Source organism: Pedobacter sp. D749, from assembly GCF_019317285.1.
Classification (GTDB): domain Bacteria; phylum Bacteroidota; class Bacteroidia; order Sphingobacteriales; family Sphingobacteriaceae; genus Pedobacter.
Genome location: NZ_CP079218.1, coordinates 1,831,483 through 1,845,458, shown reverse-complemented (window position 1 = coordinate 1,845,458; position 13,976 = coordinate 1,831,483). Strand labels below are relative to the sequence as shown.

Genomic DNA, 13,976 nt, shown 5'->3' with positions numbered 1-13,976 from the left:
TATCTCTAATTCAAATATAAATGTTTTTTTTAAATATGAAAACATATATTCGTATTTAAATTATGCAAAATCTGCTGTTGTATAAATAAGAAAGCATTTTGTATGTTTGAAATTGTAAAAAATACGCTACAGCCAAATTTAAACCCGTATGAACGAAAAAGAATCGAAGTACCAGGCCCCCGCTTTGGATAAAGGACTTGATATATTGGAATATTTATCAGCACAATCTATCCCGTTGTCTCAAACTGAAATTGCAATTGGTATTGAGAAAACACCGAACGAAATATACAGGATGTTGATGAGTTTGGAAAGTCGGGGTTACATTTTGCGCGATGAGGTTTCGGGCAAGTACAGGCTATCGCTAAAGCTTTTTTATCTTTCACACCGGCACTCACCTATTGATGAGCTGCGTAAAGCTGCACAGTTTCCGTTGGAAGAACTGGCTAATACCATTCGCCAATCGTGCCATTTGAGTATTTTATACATGAACCAGGTCATGGTAATCATCCATGCCAAAAGTCCTGGTCCAATTGCACTTTCCATTGAAGAAGGGAATTTATTTCCGTTGCCATTAACCGCATCGGGCAAGGTTTTATTGGCCTATATGCCCGAAGCTGAGCGTATAGCAACCTTAAAAAACAACGCAATTTTCAAGAAATATGCCAAACCTCAGCAAGAAGATTTCTTAAGTTCTTTAACGGATATTCAGCAAACAGGTTCTTATTTTAAAAATAGCGATTCGGTTTCGGGTGTTACCGATATTTCAGTACCCATTGGTATAGCAAGTAATAATGGCATTATTGCCTGTTTAACCATTTCAATGTTAAATGCGCTAAATGTAGATCAGACGATTGCCAACGATGTGATCCTTGCCGAGGCCTACAAATGCGTTAAAAAGATTGAGCAAAGGATTGGGGTTTAACCCCCAACCCCCTAGAAGGGGGCTTTGACCTTCTAATCGTTAATATAACTGCCAACTGATTTGGGCGTTACCCAAGCTGCGCAAGGGCCCGGGCTTTGCAGGGCTGCGCTTCGCTCCGGTACCGATGAAACCTGTGAAACAAGCAAACATACCATAATTAAATAAAAACAGATGCTTAATCGGTACTGAACCCTTACAATCCCTAACGCGGGATTTTGTCTAGGTAAGCTATTGAGCGATTTAGTGTGTAGCCAAAAACAACTGAGTTTTGTTAAATAAATCTGATAGAACGGAAAGTCCCGGAGCGAGGAATGGAGGGAGAGCAAGACTTTCATAACCTAAAAGCACCGAACCCAGCTTTTCCAAATAATATTGAACACATTAAAGCGGGTTTAAATCTGGCATCAACAAAAATAATTTAACCACAGATAAAAAGGATGGACGCAGATATGAAATCCGTGAACAGTGATTTCTAATTTATAGCAAGGATATGATCTTAATCGATTGGCTTGGTGAATCCCTGCCAGAAAATCTGGCTATATTTACTGCTGTTTAGTTGATCTTAACCAAATGAGCTTATTGTGATGGGAGAAACTGTAAATATCATTCCACCAGGTTGCCCCTCCCCGGCATGAGGACATTAATAGCCGATTCTTTTTATCCAGTACCACATCACAAAGACCGGAACATTTTGCCTGGGGTGCATTGGGTTCAGCAAGTATGCTAAAATGCTTCGATTTGGGATTGTACAGATAAATACTGAAGGTGCGGTAAACCCCCATGCCTGCGTCTGGTATAGAAAATGCAACGTCATCAAAACCATCGAAATTGTAATCGGCAATCGTGCCATGCCGCTGGGGATCGGGATGATCAAATCCTGGAAGCTGGGTTTTAAATGTATTACCATCGCTATAGCTGAGGGTGAGCAGGTTGTCGGATGTATGCCTGAAGGAAATCAGTACGTCATGAAGAAGATACTTGTCAATTCTTGCTTCGTCACCGGGTGCTATGATCTGCTCCAACTGAAACCGCCTGCCATCTTTAGCCCGTTTGTACCATACGCCTGATAATTTTCCAGCCTCCCGGGTAAGTCCGTAACTGCCGGTTGCCTTTCCTCCAATCACCTCATCCCATACATAAGTTATTTTGGATTGCGCTGACTTTTCCTGGCTGCTTAAGGTTTTTAGCTGTAAAGCGATAAGGCCTTGCTGACCATGATATTGGACAAATGCGCCCTTACCATCAGTACCAAAGTAAATGTCCAGCCTGAAAGGTTTCGTTCCATTTGTGGACTTAAGCGAAAATGGCTGGGATAACGCCTGGAAAAACAGTAACACGAACAGGGTTACGGAGAGCAACTTCTTAAGCATCGTTTTTTAGTTTTATATCTCTCTTTGGCATTATTGTGCCATTAATTTTAAACAACTGAGCACTAAAATAATGAATCCTTTTCATGATCTATAAATTATTAGCAATGCAAAACCAGCAAATTTATGCTTCCAATACAATGCTTATATCATAAATTGATATGCTAACAGCTGTTTTCTACAATTGTGTCTCTTAAAATCAAACTTTAGTCTTTCTTAAATGTTAACCATTAATCTAATTAATGGATTATGACAGAAGAGCAAAAAACAGAAGCTATAAAATTAGTGAAACAAGGCCTTGAAACCATACAAGCCCGTGAATATAGAGAAATTGCAGAGATCCCTACAGAAGGCAAACAACAATTTGAAATAAAGTATAGCTTTGTTAACGAGGGAATAGAAGGAATTTTTGATATTATTGGAAATACCGGGGCTAATGGCGCTGAAGCGGAAGTTAGTTTAGTGAGCGAATTTCCAGATGATCCACTGCATTCAATTTCTGATTTAACCAAGGAACAGATTAACACCGATTTAAGAAGTGCGCAGGATTTCTTGAATAAGAATTTAAACATGGTATAATCACCATATAAACCGACACGTTAACGCCGATATCGCAAAATATGCTTTAAAAAGTTGCGCTCTGTTTGGGAGAATTGGAAGGAACAGACATAGACAAATAAAATATGTCAATTGAAAACAAAAAAGGTTAGCCCTAGGCTAACCAATTAAAAATCAAACAGTTCAATCAATGTAAAAATATCACTGTATTTTTTACATACTTATTTATAAAAATAGCCTATGCGGCTTTAATAAGTAATTGAACGCTAACTTTTTGACAACCATTCCTATTAGACTTAAGGCTGGTTTTCTTCCTCGTCACTATCTTCTTTACCTACTGAATTGGGCATATTTCCCGCATTCCCTTCATTTCCCTTTTCCCAATCTGCTCTTGCTTCCTCTGAGCCAAAATCGCCTTCACCTACTTCCCTGCTCAAAAATCCGGCCTCGCTTTTTACACGATTTTTTTCATGATTTTCATTACTCTTAAATCTTGGTACCTGGTTATCGGGCATGTTGGTGCGCTCCACACTATTTTCAGCATTTTTGTCGCCTAAATTTTTATTTTCTTCTTCAGTTTCCATTACAGTAATCGTTTAAAATTTTAAAAATTAAATCGCACTAGACGTTTTGATAACGTAACAGCCGTTAATCAGGTTTTACAGTTAAGTATTTCCTCCGGCATTACCTGCAAGGTCTCCACCAACATCTTCTTCATCATCTGTTTCGCCGGTAAGGCCTCGCTGTACTTCGTTATCATCAACTTCTTTTTCCTCATTAGGACTTACTTGCGACTGGTCATTGCTGTCTTCAGCATCCGTGTCTCTTGGTTCAATGTTATCATTCATAATCGTTTTTCTTAATAAAACATGCAAATGATGATAAGGTTTAAACAATTAAGGCAATTTTAGATTATGGGGTTCAAACAGGTATGTATTATCAAAATCCAATCTTTTTTACGCTGTTAAACATTTCTTTTCAGCTTTAGCGAACCATTAGTCGATTAAACTTGTTATCTGTATATACTAAAATCCGAAAAACATGAAAGATCCGAAAGAACAAGAAGAGGAAAATGTAGAACAGCAAACTGAAAACACTCAAGATTCCAATTGGGATGAACACCAGCGTATAGATGAAGAAGGTAACGAACTTGATCCTGAAGACATAAAATAATAATATATTATGAAAAGAATATTAATGGTGATGACTTCTCATCGCGACATGCAGAATACTGAAGATAAAACCGGGGTATGGCTTGGCGAATTTACCGATCCCTATTATGAATTTATCGATGCTGGTTATCAGGTAGATCTGGTGAGCCCTAAAGGAGGACGACCACCAGTAGACCCGATGAGTGAACTGACCGAAAACATCACCGGATCTAACCGTAGATATCAGGATGATGATCATGCCAAAAACGCCTTTTCGCACACCAGCACCTTGAACGGGATCCAGGCTAGTGACTATGATGCGGTGTTTTATCCCGGCGGACATGGGCCACTTTGGGATTTGGCTATCGACAATAATAGTGGTATCCTGATTCATGACTTTTTAGACGCTGGCAAACCTGTAGCAGCGGTATGTCATGGTCCGGCCGCATTGCTTAGTGCCGAAAACATACGTCCTGGTTTTTTAAAGGGCAAAAGAATTTCAGCTTTTAGCAATACAGAAGAAACAATAGTTGGCCGTGGTGACCATGTTCCTTATTTGCTGCAAACAAAAATGGAAGAACTGGGGGCGGAAATAAAAAATAGTTTAGTGCCCTTCCTTTCCCATGTAGAAATTGATGGATTGTTAATTACCGGACAGAATCCATTATCAGCAGGGCCTGTTGCTAAAGCATTAATTGAACGGCTTGCAGATAATTCACAACAGCAATCGGAATAATCGCTAGAAACGGAAAGCTTCAAAAAAGCCTGACTGAAAAAATCTGGAGGGCTAAACCTTTACATGCGGCAACCCATAAAAGACATCTGGGGAAAGATGGCAACCACACAGAATACGATAAACTGATCATAATTGAAGTGACGCCCCATTTTAATGTGCCCTTCTGGAAAGAAATAAAATTGAATCTGGAGAAAACACTTAGCCAAAAAGAAATCACCATCAGGCATATTAAAGTAAGTACCTTAAAGGACGATTAAGAATCTATTAAGTACCTTAGCATATAACAAGGTGCGAAAAGTTTTATCTTTGTTATAGATTATTTGCCATTCTGATCAACATATTATGAAAACAACTGCATTCAGATTAATATTGCTATTTCAAATCTTCCCGCTATTTTCTTTTGCACAGAAAAATGCTGGTCTTAAGACCCTTTTAAATAAAAATGCTGAATTTATCTTTCCTCAAACACCAGATAAAATTTCTGCAATATTAGGCGTTAAAACTGTTTTTTATGAAGATGCTAACGATCAGCCTTATGCAAAGTGGCTCACCAAATCCGGGCTGGAATTATACTGTAGCCTTTGGGAAGACAAAAGCATAACAGAAATGTTTTTTATCATCGCTAACGATCAACCTATTGAGGTAGAAGGCCTTCCCTTCAATTTGGTTATGAACAGGACAACCCCTCAACAATGCACATTAAAATTTAGCAGATACAAAATCAAAAAAGAAAAGCTTGGTGAGGGTAGTGAATATCCTGGAGGCATAAGACTTTTTTTTAAGAAGGGTGATCGTTTTATCACCCTTCTTTTTGACAAGAAAAACCTGCTTAAATTTTTATCGATAACAAATGAAATCATCGGTTCTGCTGTCAATTGATTTTGGAGATGGATTTCTATATTCCGCCCACATTTTCGTTTAAAATTCACTTGATTTTTTTAGTACATCAGTTTCTGCCCCTTCCAATTGGTTGTGCGTAAAAACGCTTCCCAATTTAGGGTGCCCGGATTGGTCTGCCGACTCCATTGCAAGTCACGCTCGTTACTAAAGTAACCATATTCTACGGCAAATTCTGCCATGCCTAAAATCTCATTCAACAAAACATCATTTGAAGCAAATTCAGGAAAATACCGGAGCATTTCCTGCCTTTTATATGCCGAACTGTATTCAGCTTTTATACCTGTAACTTTAGTAAAGGTATCAACCATTTCCTGTGGGGTAATGATATCGCCAATTACAGGTAAGGATTTGCCTGAATATTTATCCGGATTTGAAAGAATCTCTAAAACGGCAGGTCCGGTTGCAGTAAGCGGATCAACGAAAGGCGCAGCAAAATCTTTCGGTAGATAAATCGGAAATACAAGCGTATCGCCTTTTAATTGAGGGTTATAAAATTCCATTAGATTAGTAAAAAAGAAAGCCATATAAATAAATGAACTTCTTACAGGTAAAGTGCGGATATACGCTTCTACCCTGGCTTTATCTGTGAAATGCGGTGCGAATAATTTTCCACCTGTTAACTTATCTACATTTTCCAAACTACTAAAAATGATCTGTTGTACCCCTGCCTCAACGGCTGCATCTGCCAGTTCTTTACCCAATTCAAATTCGTAGGTAGCCGGCGGGGCAATGTTCGGCGTCATCAGAAAAATACTATTGACGCCACGAAATGCTTCTGTAAACTCTTTTTTATACCCAAGGCTAAGCGGTAAGCTTACAAGTTCAACGCCTTTTTGCGCCAGCTCAACTGCTTCCGGGGCATCAAGCCGGCGGGTTATACCGCGAATACGGTAAGCGCCGCTTGTTAGCAGTGTACGCGCAACACTATAACCTTGCTTGCCCAAAATACCAACAATGGTAACGAGTGGTTTTTCAATTTGTGAAGTTGCGTTATTTTCTATTGAAGTATGTAACATTTTTCTTTAATTTTTAAACTATCATTATTATAGTTGCAAAACTATTTTTAGTAATCTACATTTGCAATAACTATCAAAACAGATAGGTTAAAAAATTGAAGATGAAAACAGAATGTGTGGGCGATTATGTTAAACTAAAAGGAAAAACGTACCCTTGTACAGTAAGCCTTACGATGGATTTAATTGGTGGAAAATGGAAGGCGGTTATTTTGTATCATTTAAAAAACGGACCTAAACGATACAGCGAGCTCCGCAAGGAAATGCCCTCCATCACCGAAATGACATTAAGTCTTCAATTAAAACAATTGGAAAAAGATGGTTTGGTACTGCGGAAAGTGTATGGTACAAAGCCACCAATTAAGGTTATTTATAGTTTAACTGATTTTGGAAAAGGTTTTATTCCCGTTCTGGATGCCATTACAAACTGTGGCAATGACATTGTGTGTGAGCATGGCGAGTTTATCAAAGCCTGACCGCGTACAGCATATTACTTCAATAGGAGTAAGCAACAATCAACAAATAAGCTTATACCCCACTCCCCTTAAACTGATGATCTGTATTTCAGGTTCGCTTTTTAAAAGCTTGCGCAGGTGTGCCATAAAAACATCCATACTGCGACCATTGTAAAAACTGTCTTCTCCCCATATTTTGATTAAAGCATCCTCCCGTTCCAAAATGCTGTTGCGATTTTTCAACAGTAATTCGAGCAGAACGGTTTCTTTATAAGAAAGTGAATATTCATCTACAGACGTTTTTAGTCTTTGGGCAAGCGGATCGAGTTCACAATTCATGAACTGGTATTTCCTAATGAGTTCACTTTCTTCCTTTTGCGTATTTCCAAATCTTTTTAAAAGAGATTCCATGCGTACAAGCAGTTCATCAATACTAAATGGTTTTTTAAGGTAGTCATTACCTCCGTTTTTAAATCCCATCACCACATCTTCGGTAAGGGCTTTTGCACTCAAAAAGATAATCGGGATATTGGGATCCGATTTCCTGATTTCAGCCGCCAATGTATAACCATCTTTTTGCGGCATCATGATATCAAGCACGCAGATATCGGGCTTATATTTCTGAAATTGTGTCCAGGCCAATTGCCCGTCCAAAGCCAGATTTACCTCGTAACCACTACTGCTTAAGCCATCAAAAACAATACGAGCCAAAAAAGGCTCATCTTCTGCATACAAAACCTTAATTTTCTTCATATAATGGCAAAATAACCATAAAATTACATCCTTTTCCTATTTTGCTCTGCAGCACAACACGTCCGCCATGAAGCTCCACTACCTGTTTTACATAATGAAGCCCAAGTCCTGAGCCTTTCACATTGTGTATATTATCCTGGTTAAAAATCCTGAAAAAGCGTTCAAAAACCTGCTGCTGATAAATTTCATTTATCCCCGGGCCGTTGTCTTTAAAACTGATTGTTAACTGATGATCGGCAATGCTGCAGGATACCTCAATTTTAGCATGATGAGGAGAATATTTTAATGCATTGTCAATCAGATTATAACAAACATTCGAAATATGCATCGCATCACCTTTTATGAAAACAGGTTCATCTGATTGCAAAAGTATAAGTTCTGTACTTTTTTCCTGTACCTGTACATCCATGGCGTAAATCACCTGTTGCAGTACGGGTTGAACATCGAACAGGCTGAACTGCAGTTTCGTTTTTCCCAGGTCCATTTGTTCCTGTTTAAGTACCTTTTCAATCATCGACTGTAGGCGCTGCAATTCATGGCGGCTGATATTAATATAATTCTTTAACTTTTCGGGTTCATCAATTAAATGATACTTGCTGATCGATTCAAGAGCAACCGCAATTGTCGAGATTGGCGTTTGAAGTTCATGCGTCATATTGCTGGTAAAACTTATCCTCGCCTGTGCATAAAGCTGCTGGTTTTTCATCAGTCTGATAAGCAGGTAAAACGCTGCTGCCGTAAGCACCAGCATCATAAAGGATGAGATCAGGTAATAACGCATCTGAAAAGCAACAATCCAAAAAATATTGCCCACCACAAGCTGGTATCTGTGCAAGAACTTTAAGTTGTAGGTATAACGCTCGCTGGTAAAAGAAATACTGCTTTTGGTAAAAGGAACTGTTTTGATCAATTTTCCGCTCGAATAATCGTATAAGGCATAATTCCTATTGATGCTGAAGCCGAACTGTTGAAGTTGACGGTTCACCAGACTATCCAGACTTTTCAAATCTCTCTGATCATCTGATGAAACCTGACGAGGAGACATGTTATCCGTTTTTGATGATGAAGAAATTTTAAAGTGTTTTTTCGGATCATTGAGAAAAGACATCCTCATTTCAACAACAGTGCTATCATTATCGATCCCATAATGAAACTGGCTATGCAGGTTATCCAATGTCAGTTCATCAAAGGCCTGCCTCAATGAAAACCATTCTGAAGAAAGAAAAAACTGCTTAAAACGACTGCTCCGTTCGCGCCCCCTTGACACGCTTCGGTAAACGATCTGTTTGGAGGCGTTGCTTACAATAGATTCGAGTTTGCTTTTAACATCCTGTTTTTGTGCCAGGTACAATTGCCGTATCCAGGCACATTGCAAACATAGGCTTATGATCAGTGTGATCACCGCCAAAGGAAAAACATATCTGGATGTAAGCCATTTCATTCCCCTAAAATGAACAAATCATTTTATCAATGGAAGTACGGGCTGAAGATTTAACCTTATTTAACCGAGATTAACGCTGCTTTACACAGTTAGCAACTAGTTTTGAAATATGAAAAAGTTAACCTTACTCCTATTCTTCTGCTTTCCTTTAATTGCTTTTTCGCAATTGCGTAAAGGTTTGGTAACCGATAAAACCGGCGAACCGATTGATGGAGTAACCATTGCCTTGCGCCATGCAGACTCTACAATAGCCATCCAGATTTCAAAAAACGGCCTATTCAGTTTCCCGCAGCCTTTAAAAGGCCATTACGGATTACTGTTGAAGGCAGTTGGATATAATGATCTGCGCAAAGCCCTAAGTCTTCCGATGGATTCAGTCACGATATTGATGATCAGTGACGATAAAACCCTGGATCAGGTAACGGTATCCGCTTCAAAACCGCTTATTGTAAGAAAGATAGACAGGGTGATATTTAATGTCGAAAACAGCATTGTTGCCACTGGTGCTACGGTTTGGGATGCGCTGGGAAAAGCTCCTGGAGTACAAACACGTTTTGATGGAGGGGTAACAGCCAACAACAAAGGCGTAGTCATTTATATGGATGATAAACCCATCAGGCTCTCTGGCGAAGATCTGGCTGCCTATCTTCGAAGTCTGCCATCCGACAACATTTCCAAAATAGAGGTTATTGCCAATCCTACAGCCCGGTATGATGCCCAAGGCGGGGCGGTAATTAATATTATTTCTAAAAAACCAAAAGGTGATGGCTTTAACGTGGTACTTTCCGGCGGTTATACCCAATCAACCTATAGCAGCTATAATCCAGTTACGGTGTTTAATTATCGGAAAGACAAGCTGAATGTATATGGCAGTTATGGTTATAGCCGACGCAAAAAGGACCATACAGAAAGTGAATATGTCATTTTCGCCTCGCCTGAAAACTATTCGGATTGGCGGAATGAAAAATCGGGCCTACGCTCCGGGAATGCCAATAGTTATAAAATAGGTGCTGATTACAATCTTACTGATAAACAGGTGATCGGTATTTTGGTAAATGGCTACAATGGTGCGAACAGCAGACCAAATAGTACCTTAACGACTATTATTAACAACCACTCTGTACTACCAGATTCTATTCTTCATACCCAAAACGTTTCTAATGGAAAAGCCTCCCAGTATAGTTTTAATCTCAACTACAAGATCAAATTAGATACCAACGGCCGGAATATTAATGTGGATTTAGATTATGTGCCTTATCAGAATAATAATAGCCAGCAGGTTGATACTTACGGTATATCTGGTCATGGTAATCCGCTTCCTGATCAATACCATATTTTTACGCCTTCTAATCAACAAATTGATATCTATTCCGGAAAAATAGATTATACGGATAAGTTCTGGAAGAAATGGACCTTTGAATCGGGACTGAAATACAGCAGTATCCGTACGCGCAACAGTTTTGATTTTTATAATAATCCTACGACTGGCCCTGAATTGGTAAGCAGCCGCAGCGACCGTTTTGAATATACCGAAAATATATCAGCCATTTATGCCAGCATTACAGGAGATGTAGGCAAATGGAGCTTTGAGGGTGGTTTGCGCGGCGAATACACCCGAACAAATGGGAAATCGGCCGTATTAAACACCAACAATCAGAATAACTATTTTAAACTTTTCCCGACACTTTTCGTGGTGTATAAAATGAATAAAGACAATGAAATCAACCTCACCTATAATTCGAGAATCAGCCGTCCCGAATATTGGAGACTTAACCCTTTTAAATCTTACACCAGCCCCTACACTTATCTGGAGGGCAACCCAGCATTGCAACCTGCTTTTATTTACCATGGAGAACTGGGTTATACCTACAAACAGCAATATAATATTTCATTTTACCTACGACGGATAGTTGATTATTTTAGTAATATCACGGTACAGGATAATACCTCAAAACTTTTTTATGATACCCAAAGGAACCTTGATTTAAGTCAGGAAATAGGTTTTTCAGCATCTTTTCCGATCAAGCCGGCCTCGTGGTGGGAAATCAACAATTATGCACAGGGCTCCTATCGCCAGGAAAAATCTGGATATTTACAGGCCCGCTACGATTATCATGTTTGGGGCATTTATCTAAGTTCTAACCATGCTTTTACATTAAATAAGGCTCAAGGTTTAAAAGCAGAAATCAGCGCATGGTATTCTTCTCCTACTATACAGGGCATTTATAAACTTGCAAAACTTTATGATGTGAGTGCAGGTATGAGCAAAAGTCTGTTAAAAGGTAAAGGAACTTTAAGGCTGGCCGTAAACGATATTTTTTATGGAAATGCTTACCGCATTGATGTAAACTATGAAACCCAACGCAATGGTTTTTATGAAAAAAGTGATACTCGCAGTGCTACTTTAAGTTTCTCATACCGGTTGGGCGGTAATCCTACAGCAGCCAGGAAAAGAACTTCGGCAAGTGAAGAGGAGAAGAAACGCACGCAATAATTATGTTCATTAGTTCACTGGTCATTGGTTCATGCAAATCGGTTAATCTCCTGATTCTAGCGCAAGTCTTAGCGCCTCCAGCCTATGCCATGGCCTGACTTGTGCTTTTATCCATCTTTTACTCCAATTCTATAAAAAATCCTTAGTGCCATGCCGAACTTGAAATTTAGCAAATTAACAGGTCAATCTCAATTAATCCCTTCCCTTCTTCATAATCTATAGCACTACTGTATAAATAGTCTGCGGGATTTGCAACTATTCCAGCCTCAACTGGGGTTATTATGAAGATAATTAATCCGCTCGTCAAACATGTTAAGATGTGGATCCAACGCTATTGGATGGTTATCCTGCCTCCAAAAATGAAAATTTTTATTGTTGCCATTTTGTTGCCCGGCTTTCGAAAATAAGTAGAGCATCCATTCCTTCCTGCTTTCGGTCATGCTCTCTTTTATTTCTTTTAAAATCCTAAAGGCAGAATATTTCTTTAAATCGTGCATAATATTAGGCAACAAATATCCTTCTTTACTACTTATAATTAGATGGACATGATTACTCATAATTACCCAGGCATGGAGCTTAAGTCCTTTTTCTTTTCTACAGTAAGATAAACTTTCTAATAAAATATCTCTATAAACAGCTCGTGTAAATACGTCAATCCAACCCACAACGGCAAAAGAAACAAAATATATTTCTGTTGAATCATGAAACTTATATTTTGTACTCATGCTTAAATATAAAAGCTTAATCTCAAAAGCACAAGTCAGCCAGCCCACATTATCCTAACCGCTAAGACTTGCGCTAGTATATGAAATGACGATCGTATTATAAAATTCATCTAAATCTTAATTTCTTTAAATGGCCGATGACTCAATCGGTTAATCCTCAAAAGCACAAGTCAGCCAGCCCACATTACCTCACCACTAAGACTTGCGCTAGTATATGCGTTACTCCCGCCAAACTCCAAACGCCAAACTCCAAACGCCAAACTCCAAACTTTACCTGCACTCTATCGAATGCCCATAACCGCCTGTATTTTTGGGAGAAAAAAATGGAATGCCTAAATCCGCCGAACGCATGATGAGTAAAGCGCCCATAAAAAGCATTAGCCAGGGAATAAGCTTATTGGTGTTAAAACGGATGTATTTTTTCAAAAAGATTCCACCTAGCGAGATCATGAGCATTAAGGGTGTGGTACCAAGGCCGAAAAGAAACATAAAAGTAGCACCTGATTGAACATTCCCCGTATTTAATGCTGTTGCCAGGGCCAGGTAAACCATGCCACAGGGGATAATACCGTTAAGCATACCTGCAAAAAATCCCCATAATTTTAAATTGAATACCTTACCCATTAATTTACTCAATGGATTCATGGCCTTTAACTGAAGCGTTGAAAAACGGTTTCTATACCTTTTATTAAACTGTAAGGCGGTGAATAGGATTAATACAGAACCAATAAGTATACTTAGCGTTTTCTGATCACTAAACAGGCGTATGCTATTCCCTAAAATACCAACCAGCAAGCCTAAAATGGTATAAACTGCAATTCTACCCAGCTGATATAACAAAAGCTGAACCGCACTATCAAAGAAATCCTTTTTTCTAAATGGCATACCCAACATAATGGGGCCGCACATTACCGCGCAGTGGAGGCTTCCGAACAGTCCCATTAAAAATGCCAATGGCAGATAGTCTGTCATAAGGTAATGTTATTTTTAAAGAGATATGCTTTTCCTCCAGCATGCCATGAAAGGTTGATAAACCACATTCCCTTAGCCATTTTAGTCTTATCAACCAGGATAAGATGTGAAGCTCCGGTAGTATTTCCTTTCCGTTTAACATCATCATCGCTATTGGCGGGCCGCATCAATACCAGTTCGTATTCCGCACTGTCTTTTAACTGTATTACAATCTGGGAATCGGTAATGGAAATCTTAGGCTTGGCATCATCATGTAATACATTCTGTTTGGCATCGTATTCTGCATTGTAATTGATTCCCTTTTCGTAATAATTTTCTTCGATCAGGGCATCCCTGCCATGTACATGGAACATGTAAATCACCATCCCCACGATAAATAGCATAAATGCAAACATCCCCATTACTATTTTTGTTCCCCAGTTCATACGTTTTGTTTTTAAATTTAATGAGTGAATGAGTAAGTTTTCAATGAGTGGATGAGTGAGTTTT

16 protein-coding genes are annotated in these 13,976 nt (G+C 38.9%); 7 read left to right on the top strand and 9 right to left on the bottom strand.

Going from position 1 to position 13,976, the window contains the following annotated elements:
* Nucleotides 1–148: 148 nt before the first annotated feature.
* Nucleotides 149–922, top strand: coding sequence for an IclR family transcriptional regulator (locus KYH19_RS07395; protein WP_121283377.1), 774 nt, complete (start codon nucleotides 149–151; stop codon nucleotides 920–922).
* A 542-nt stretch (nucleotides 923–1,464) separates the two neighbouring features.
* Here the strand turns inward: KYH19_RS07395 and KYH19_RS07390 are convergent.
* The gene (locus KYH19_RS07390; RefSeq protein WP_219078165.1) at nucleotides 1,465–2,292 is read right to left on the bottom strand and encodes a hypothetical protein; all 828 of its coding nucleotides are present in this window, start codon (nucleotides 2,290–2,292) and stop codon (nucleotides 1,465–1,467) included.
* 246 nt (nucleotides 2,293–2,538) lie between these two features.
* Between KYH19_RS07390 and KYH19_RS07385 the strand changes: the two genes are divergently transcribed.
* On the top strand, nucleotides 2,539–2,868 hold the full coding sequence (locus KYH19_RS07385; protein ID WP_219078164.1) for a hypothetical protein: 330 nt from the start codon (nucleotides 2,539–2,541) through the stop codon (nucleotides 2,866–2,868).
* A 275-nt stretch (nucleotides 2,869–3,143) separates the two neighbouring features.
* Here KYH19_RS07385 and KYH19_RS07380 read toward each other — a convergent pair whose 3' ends face one another.
* Both KYH19_RS07380 and KYH19_RS07375 read right to left on the bottom strand, forming a co-directional pair.
* Complete coding sequence (locus tag KYH19_RS07380; protein WP_132397225.1) at nucleotides 3,144–3,431, bottom strand: hypothetical protein; 288 nt, start codon at nucleotides 3,429–3,431, stop codon at nucleotides 3,144–3,146.
* Nucleotides 3,432–3,512: 81 nt separating this feature from the next.
* A complete protein-coding gene (locus tag KYH19_RS07375) occupies nucleotides 3,513–3,695 on the bottom strand; it encodes a hypothetical protein (RefSeq protein WP_219078163.1) in 183 nt (60 codons plus the stop codon).
* Between the two features lie 193 nt (nucleotides 3,696–3,888).
* On the opposite strand from KYH19_RS07375, the gene KYH19_RS24190 reads away from it, so the two are divergent.
* The 3 genes from KYH19_RS24190 (at nucleotide 3,889) to KYH19_RS07365 (ending at nucleotide 5,613) form a co-directional block, all read left to right on the top strand.
* On the top strand, nucleotides 3,889–4,020 hold the full coding sequence (locus KYH19_RS24190; protein WP_255562581.1) for a hypothetical protein: 132 nt from the start codon (nucleotides 3,889–3,891) through the stop codon (nucleotides 4,018–4,020).
* Nucleotides 4,021–4,029: 9 nt separating this feature from the next.
* Nucleotides 4,030–4,734: a type 1 glutamine amidotransferase domain-containing protein gene (locus KYH19_RS07370; RefSeq protein WP_219078162.1), complete on the top strand. Its 705-nt coding sequence runs from the start codon at nucleotides 4,030–4,032 to the stop codon at nucleotides 4,732–4,734.
* A gap of 342 nt (nucleotides 4,735–5,076) precedes the next feature.
* A complete protein-coding gene (locus KYH19_RS07365) occupies nucleotides 5,077–5,613 on the top strand; it encodes a hypothetical protein (protein WP_219078161.1) in 537 nt (178 codons plus the stop codon).
* Nucleotides 5,614–5,672: 59 nt separating this feature from the next.
* Here KYH19_RS07365 and KYH19_RS07360 read toward each other — a convergent pair whose 3' ends face one another.
* Complete coding sequence (locus tag KYH19_RS07360) at nucleotides 5,673–6,650, bottom strand: NmrA/HSCARG family protein (RefSeq protein ID WP_219078160.1); 978 nt, start codon at nucleotides 6,648–6,650, stop codon at nucleotides 5,673–5,675.
* A 101-nt stretch (nucleotides 6,651–6,751) separates the two neighbouring features.
* Here KYH19_RS07360 and KYH19_RS07355 point away from each other — a divergent pair, with 101 nt between their 5' ends.
* A complete protein-coding gene (locus tag KYH19_RS07355; protein ID WP_255562580.1) occupies nucleotides 6,752–7,123 on the top strand; it encodes a helix-turn-helix domain-containing protein in 372 nt (123 codons plus the stop codon).
* A 39-nt stretch (nucleotides 7,124–7,162) separates the two neighbouring features.
* Here KYH19_RS07355 and KYH19_RS07350 read toward each other — a convergent pair whose 3' ends face one another.
* Nucleotides 7,163–7,855, bottom strand: coding sequence for a response regulator transcription factor (locus tag KYH19_RS07350; protein ID WP_219078159.1), 693 nt, complete (start codon nucleotides 7,853–7,855; stop codon nucleotides 7,163–7,165).
* On the bottom strand, nucleotides 7,842–9,296 hold the full coding sequence (locus KYH19_RS07345; protein ID WP_219078158.1) for a sensor histidine kinase KdpD: 1,455 nt from the start codon (nucleotides 9,294–9,296) through the stop codon (nucleotides 7,842–7,844). The genes KYH19_RS07350 and KYH19_RS07345 overlap by 14 nt, the downstream gene beginning before the upstream one ends.
* Before the next feature lie 109 nt (nucleotides 9,297–9,405).
* Between KYH19_RS07345 and KYH19_RS07340 the strand changes: the two genes are divergently transcribed.
* Nucleotides 9,406–11,790, top strand: coding sequence for an outer membrane beta-barrel protein (locus tag KYH19_RS07340; RefSeq protein ID WP_219078157.1), 2,385 nt, complete (start codon nucleotides 9,406–9,408; stop codon nucleotides 11,788–11,790).
* A 266-nt stretch (nucleotides 11,791–12,056) separates the two neighbouring features.
* On the opposite strand, the gene KYH19_RS07335 is transcribed toward KYH19_RS07340, so the two are convergent.
* From KYH19_RS07335 to KYH19_RS07325, 3 genes are all read right to left on the bottom strand, one after another.
* The gene (locus KYH19_RS07335) at nucleotides 12,057–12,515 is read right to left on the bottom strand and encodes a transposase (protein WP_255562579.1); all 459 of its coding nucleotides are present in this window, start codon (nucleotides 12,513–12,515) and stop codon (nucleotides 12,057–12,059) included.
* Nucleotides 12,516–12,785: 270 nt separating this feature from the next.
* The gene (locus KYH19_RS07330; protein WP_219078156.1) at nucleotides 12,786–13,487 is read right to left on the bottom strand and encodes a sulfite exporter TauE/SafE family protein; all 702 of its coding nucleotides are present in this window, start codon (nucleotides 13,485–13,487) and stop codon (nucleotides 12,786–12,788) included.
* Entirely contained in the window at nucleotides 13,484–13,912 is a 429-nt protein-coding gene (locus KYH19_RS07325; RefSeq protein WP_219078155.1) for a FixH family protein, read from the bottom strand. The genes KYH19_RS07330 and KYH19_RS07325 overlap by 4 nt, the downstream gene beginning before the upstream one ends.
* Between the last annotated feature and the right edge of the window lie 64 nt (nucleotides 13,913–13,976).

Coding starts and splice junctions, on each gene's coding strand:
- KYH19_RS07395 (WP_121283377.1), top strand. CDS start 149: ATGAACGAAAAAGAATCGAAGTACCAGGCCCCCGCTTTGGATAAAGGA.
- KYH19_RS07390 (WP_219078165.1), bottom strand. CDS start 2,292: ATGCTTAAGAAGTTGCTCTCCGTAACCCTGTTCGTGTTACTGTTTTTC.
- KYH19_RS07385 (WP_219078164.1), top strand. CDS start 2,539: ATGACAGAAGAGCAAAAAACAGAAGCTATAAAATTAGTGAAACAAGGC.
- KYH19_RS07380 (WP_132397225.1), bottom strand. CDS start 3,431: ATGGAAACTGAAGAAGAAAATAAAAATTTAGGCGACAAAAATGCTGAA.
- KYH19_RS07375 (WP_219078163.1), bottom strand. CDS start 3,695: ATGAATGATAACATTGAACCAAGAGACACGGATGCTGAAGACAGCAAT.
- KYH19_RS24190 (WP_255562581.1), top strand. CDS start 3,889: ATGAAAGATCCGAAAGAACAAGAAGAGGAAAATGTAGAACAGCAAACT.
- KYH19_RS07370 (WP_219078162.1), top strand. CDS start 4,030: ATGAAAAGAATATTAATGGTGATGACTTCTCATCGCGACATGCAGAAT.
- KYH19_RS07365 (WP_219078161.1), top strand. CDS start 5,077: ATGAAAACAACTGCATTCAGATTAATATTGCTATTTCAAATCTTCCCG.
- KYH19_RS07360 (WP_219078160.1), bottom strand. CDS start 6,650: ATGTTACATACTTCAATAGAAAATAACGCAACTTCACAAATTGAAAAA.
- KYH19_RS07355 (WP_255562580.1), top strand. CDS start 6,752: ATGAAAACAGAATGTGTGGGCGATTATGTTAAACTAAAAGGAAAAACG.
- KYH19_RS07350 (WP_219078159.1), bottom strand. CDS start 7,855: ATGAAGAAAATTAAGGTTTTGTATGCAGAAGATGAGCCTTTTTTGGCT.
- KYH19_RS07345 (WP_219078158.1), bottom strand. CDS start 9,296: ATGAAATGGCTTACATCCAGATATGTTTTTCCTTTGGCGGTGATCACA.
- KYH19_RS07340 (WP_219078157.1), top strand. CDS start 9,406: ATGAAAAAGTTAACCTTACTCCTATTCTTCTGCTTTCCTTTAATTGCT.
- KYH19_RS07335 (WP_255562579.1), bottom strand. CDS start 12,515: ATGAGTACAAAATATAAGTTTCATGATTCAACAGAAATATATTTTGTT.
- KYH19_RS07330 (WP_219078156.1), bottom strand. CDS start 13,487: ATGACAGACTATCTGCCATTGGCATTTTTAATGGGACTGTTCGGAAGC.
- KYH19_RS07325 (WP_219078155.1), bottom strand. CDS start 13,912: ATGAACTGGGGAACAAAAATAGTAATGGGGATGTTTGCATTTATGCTA.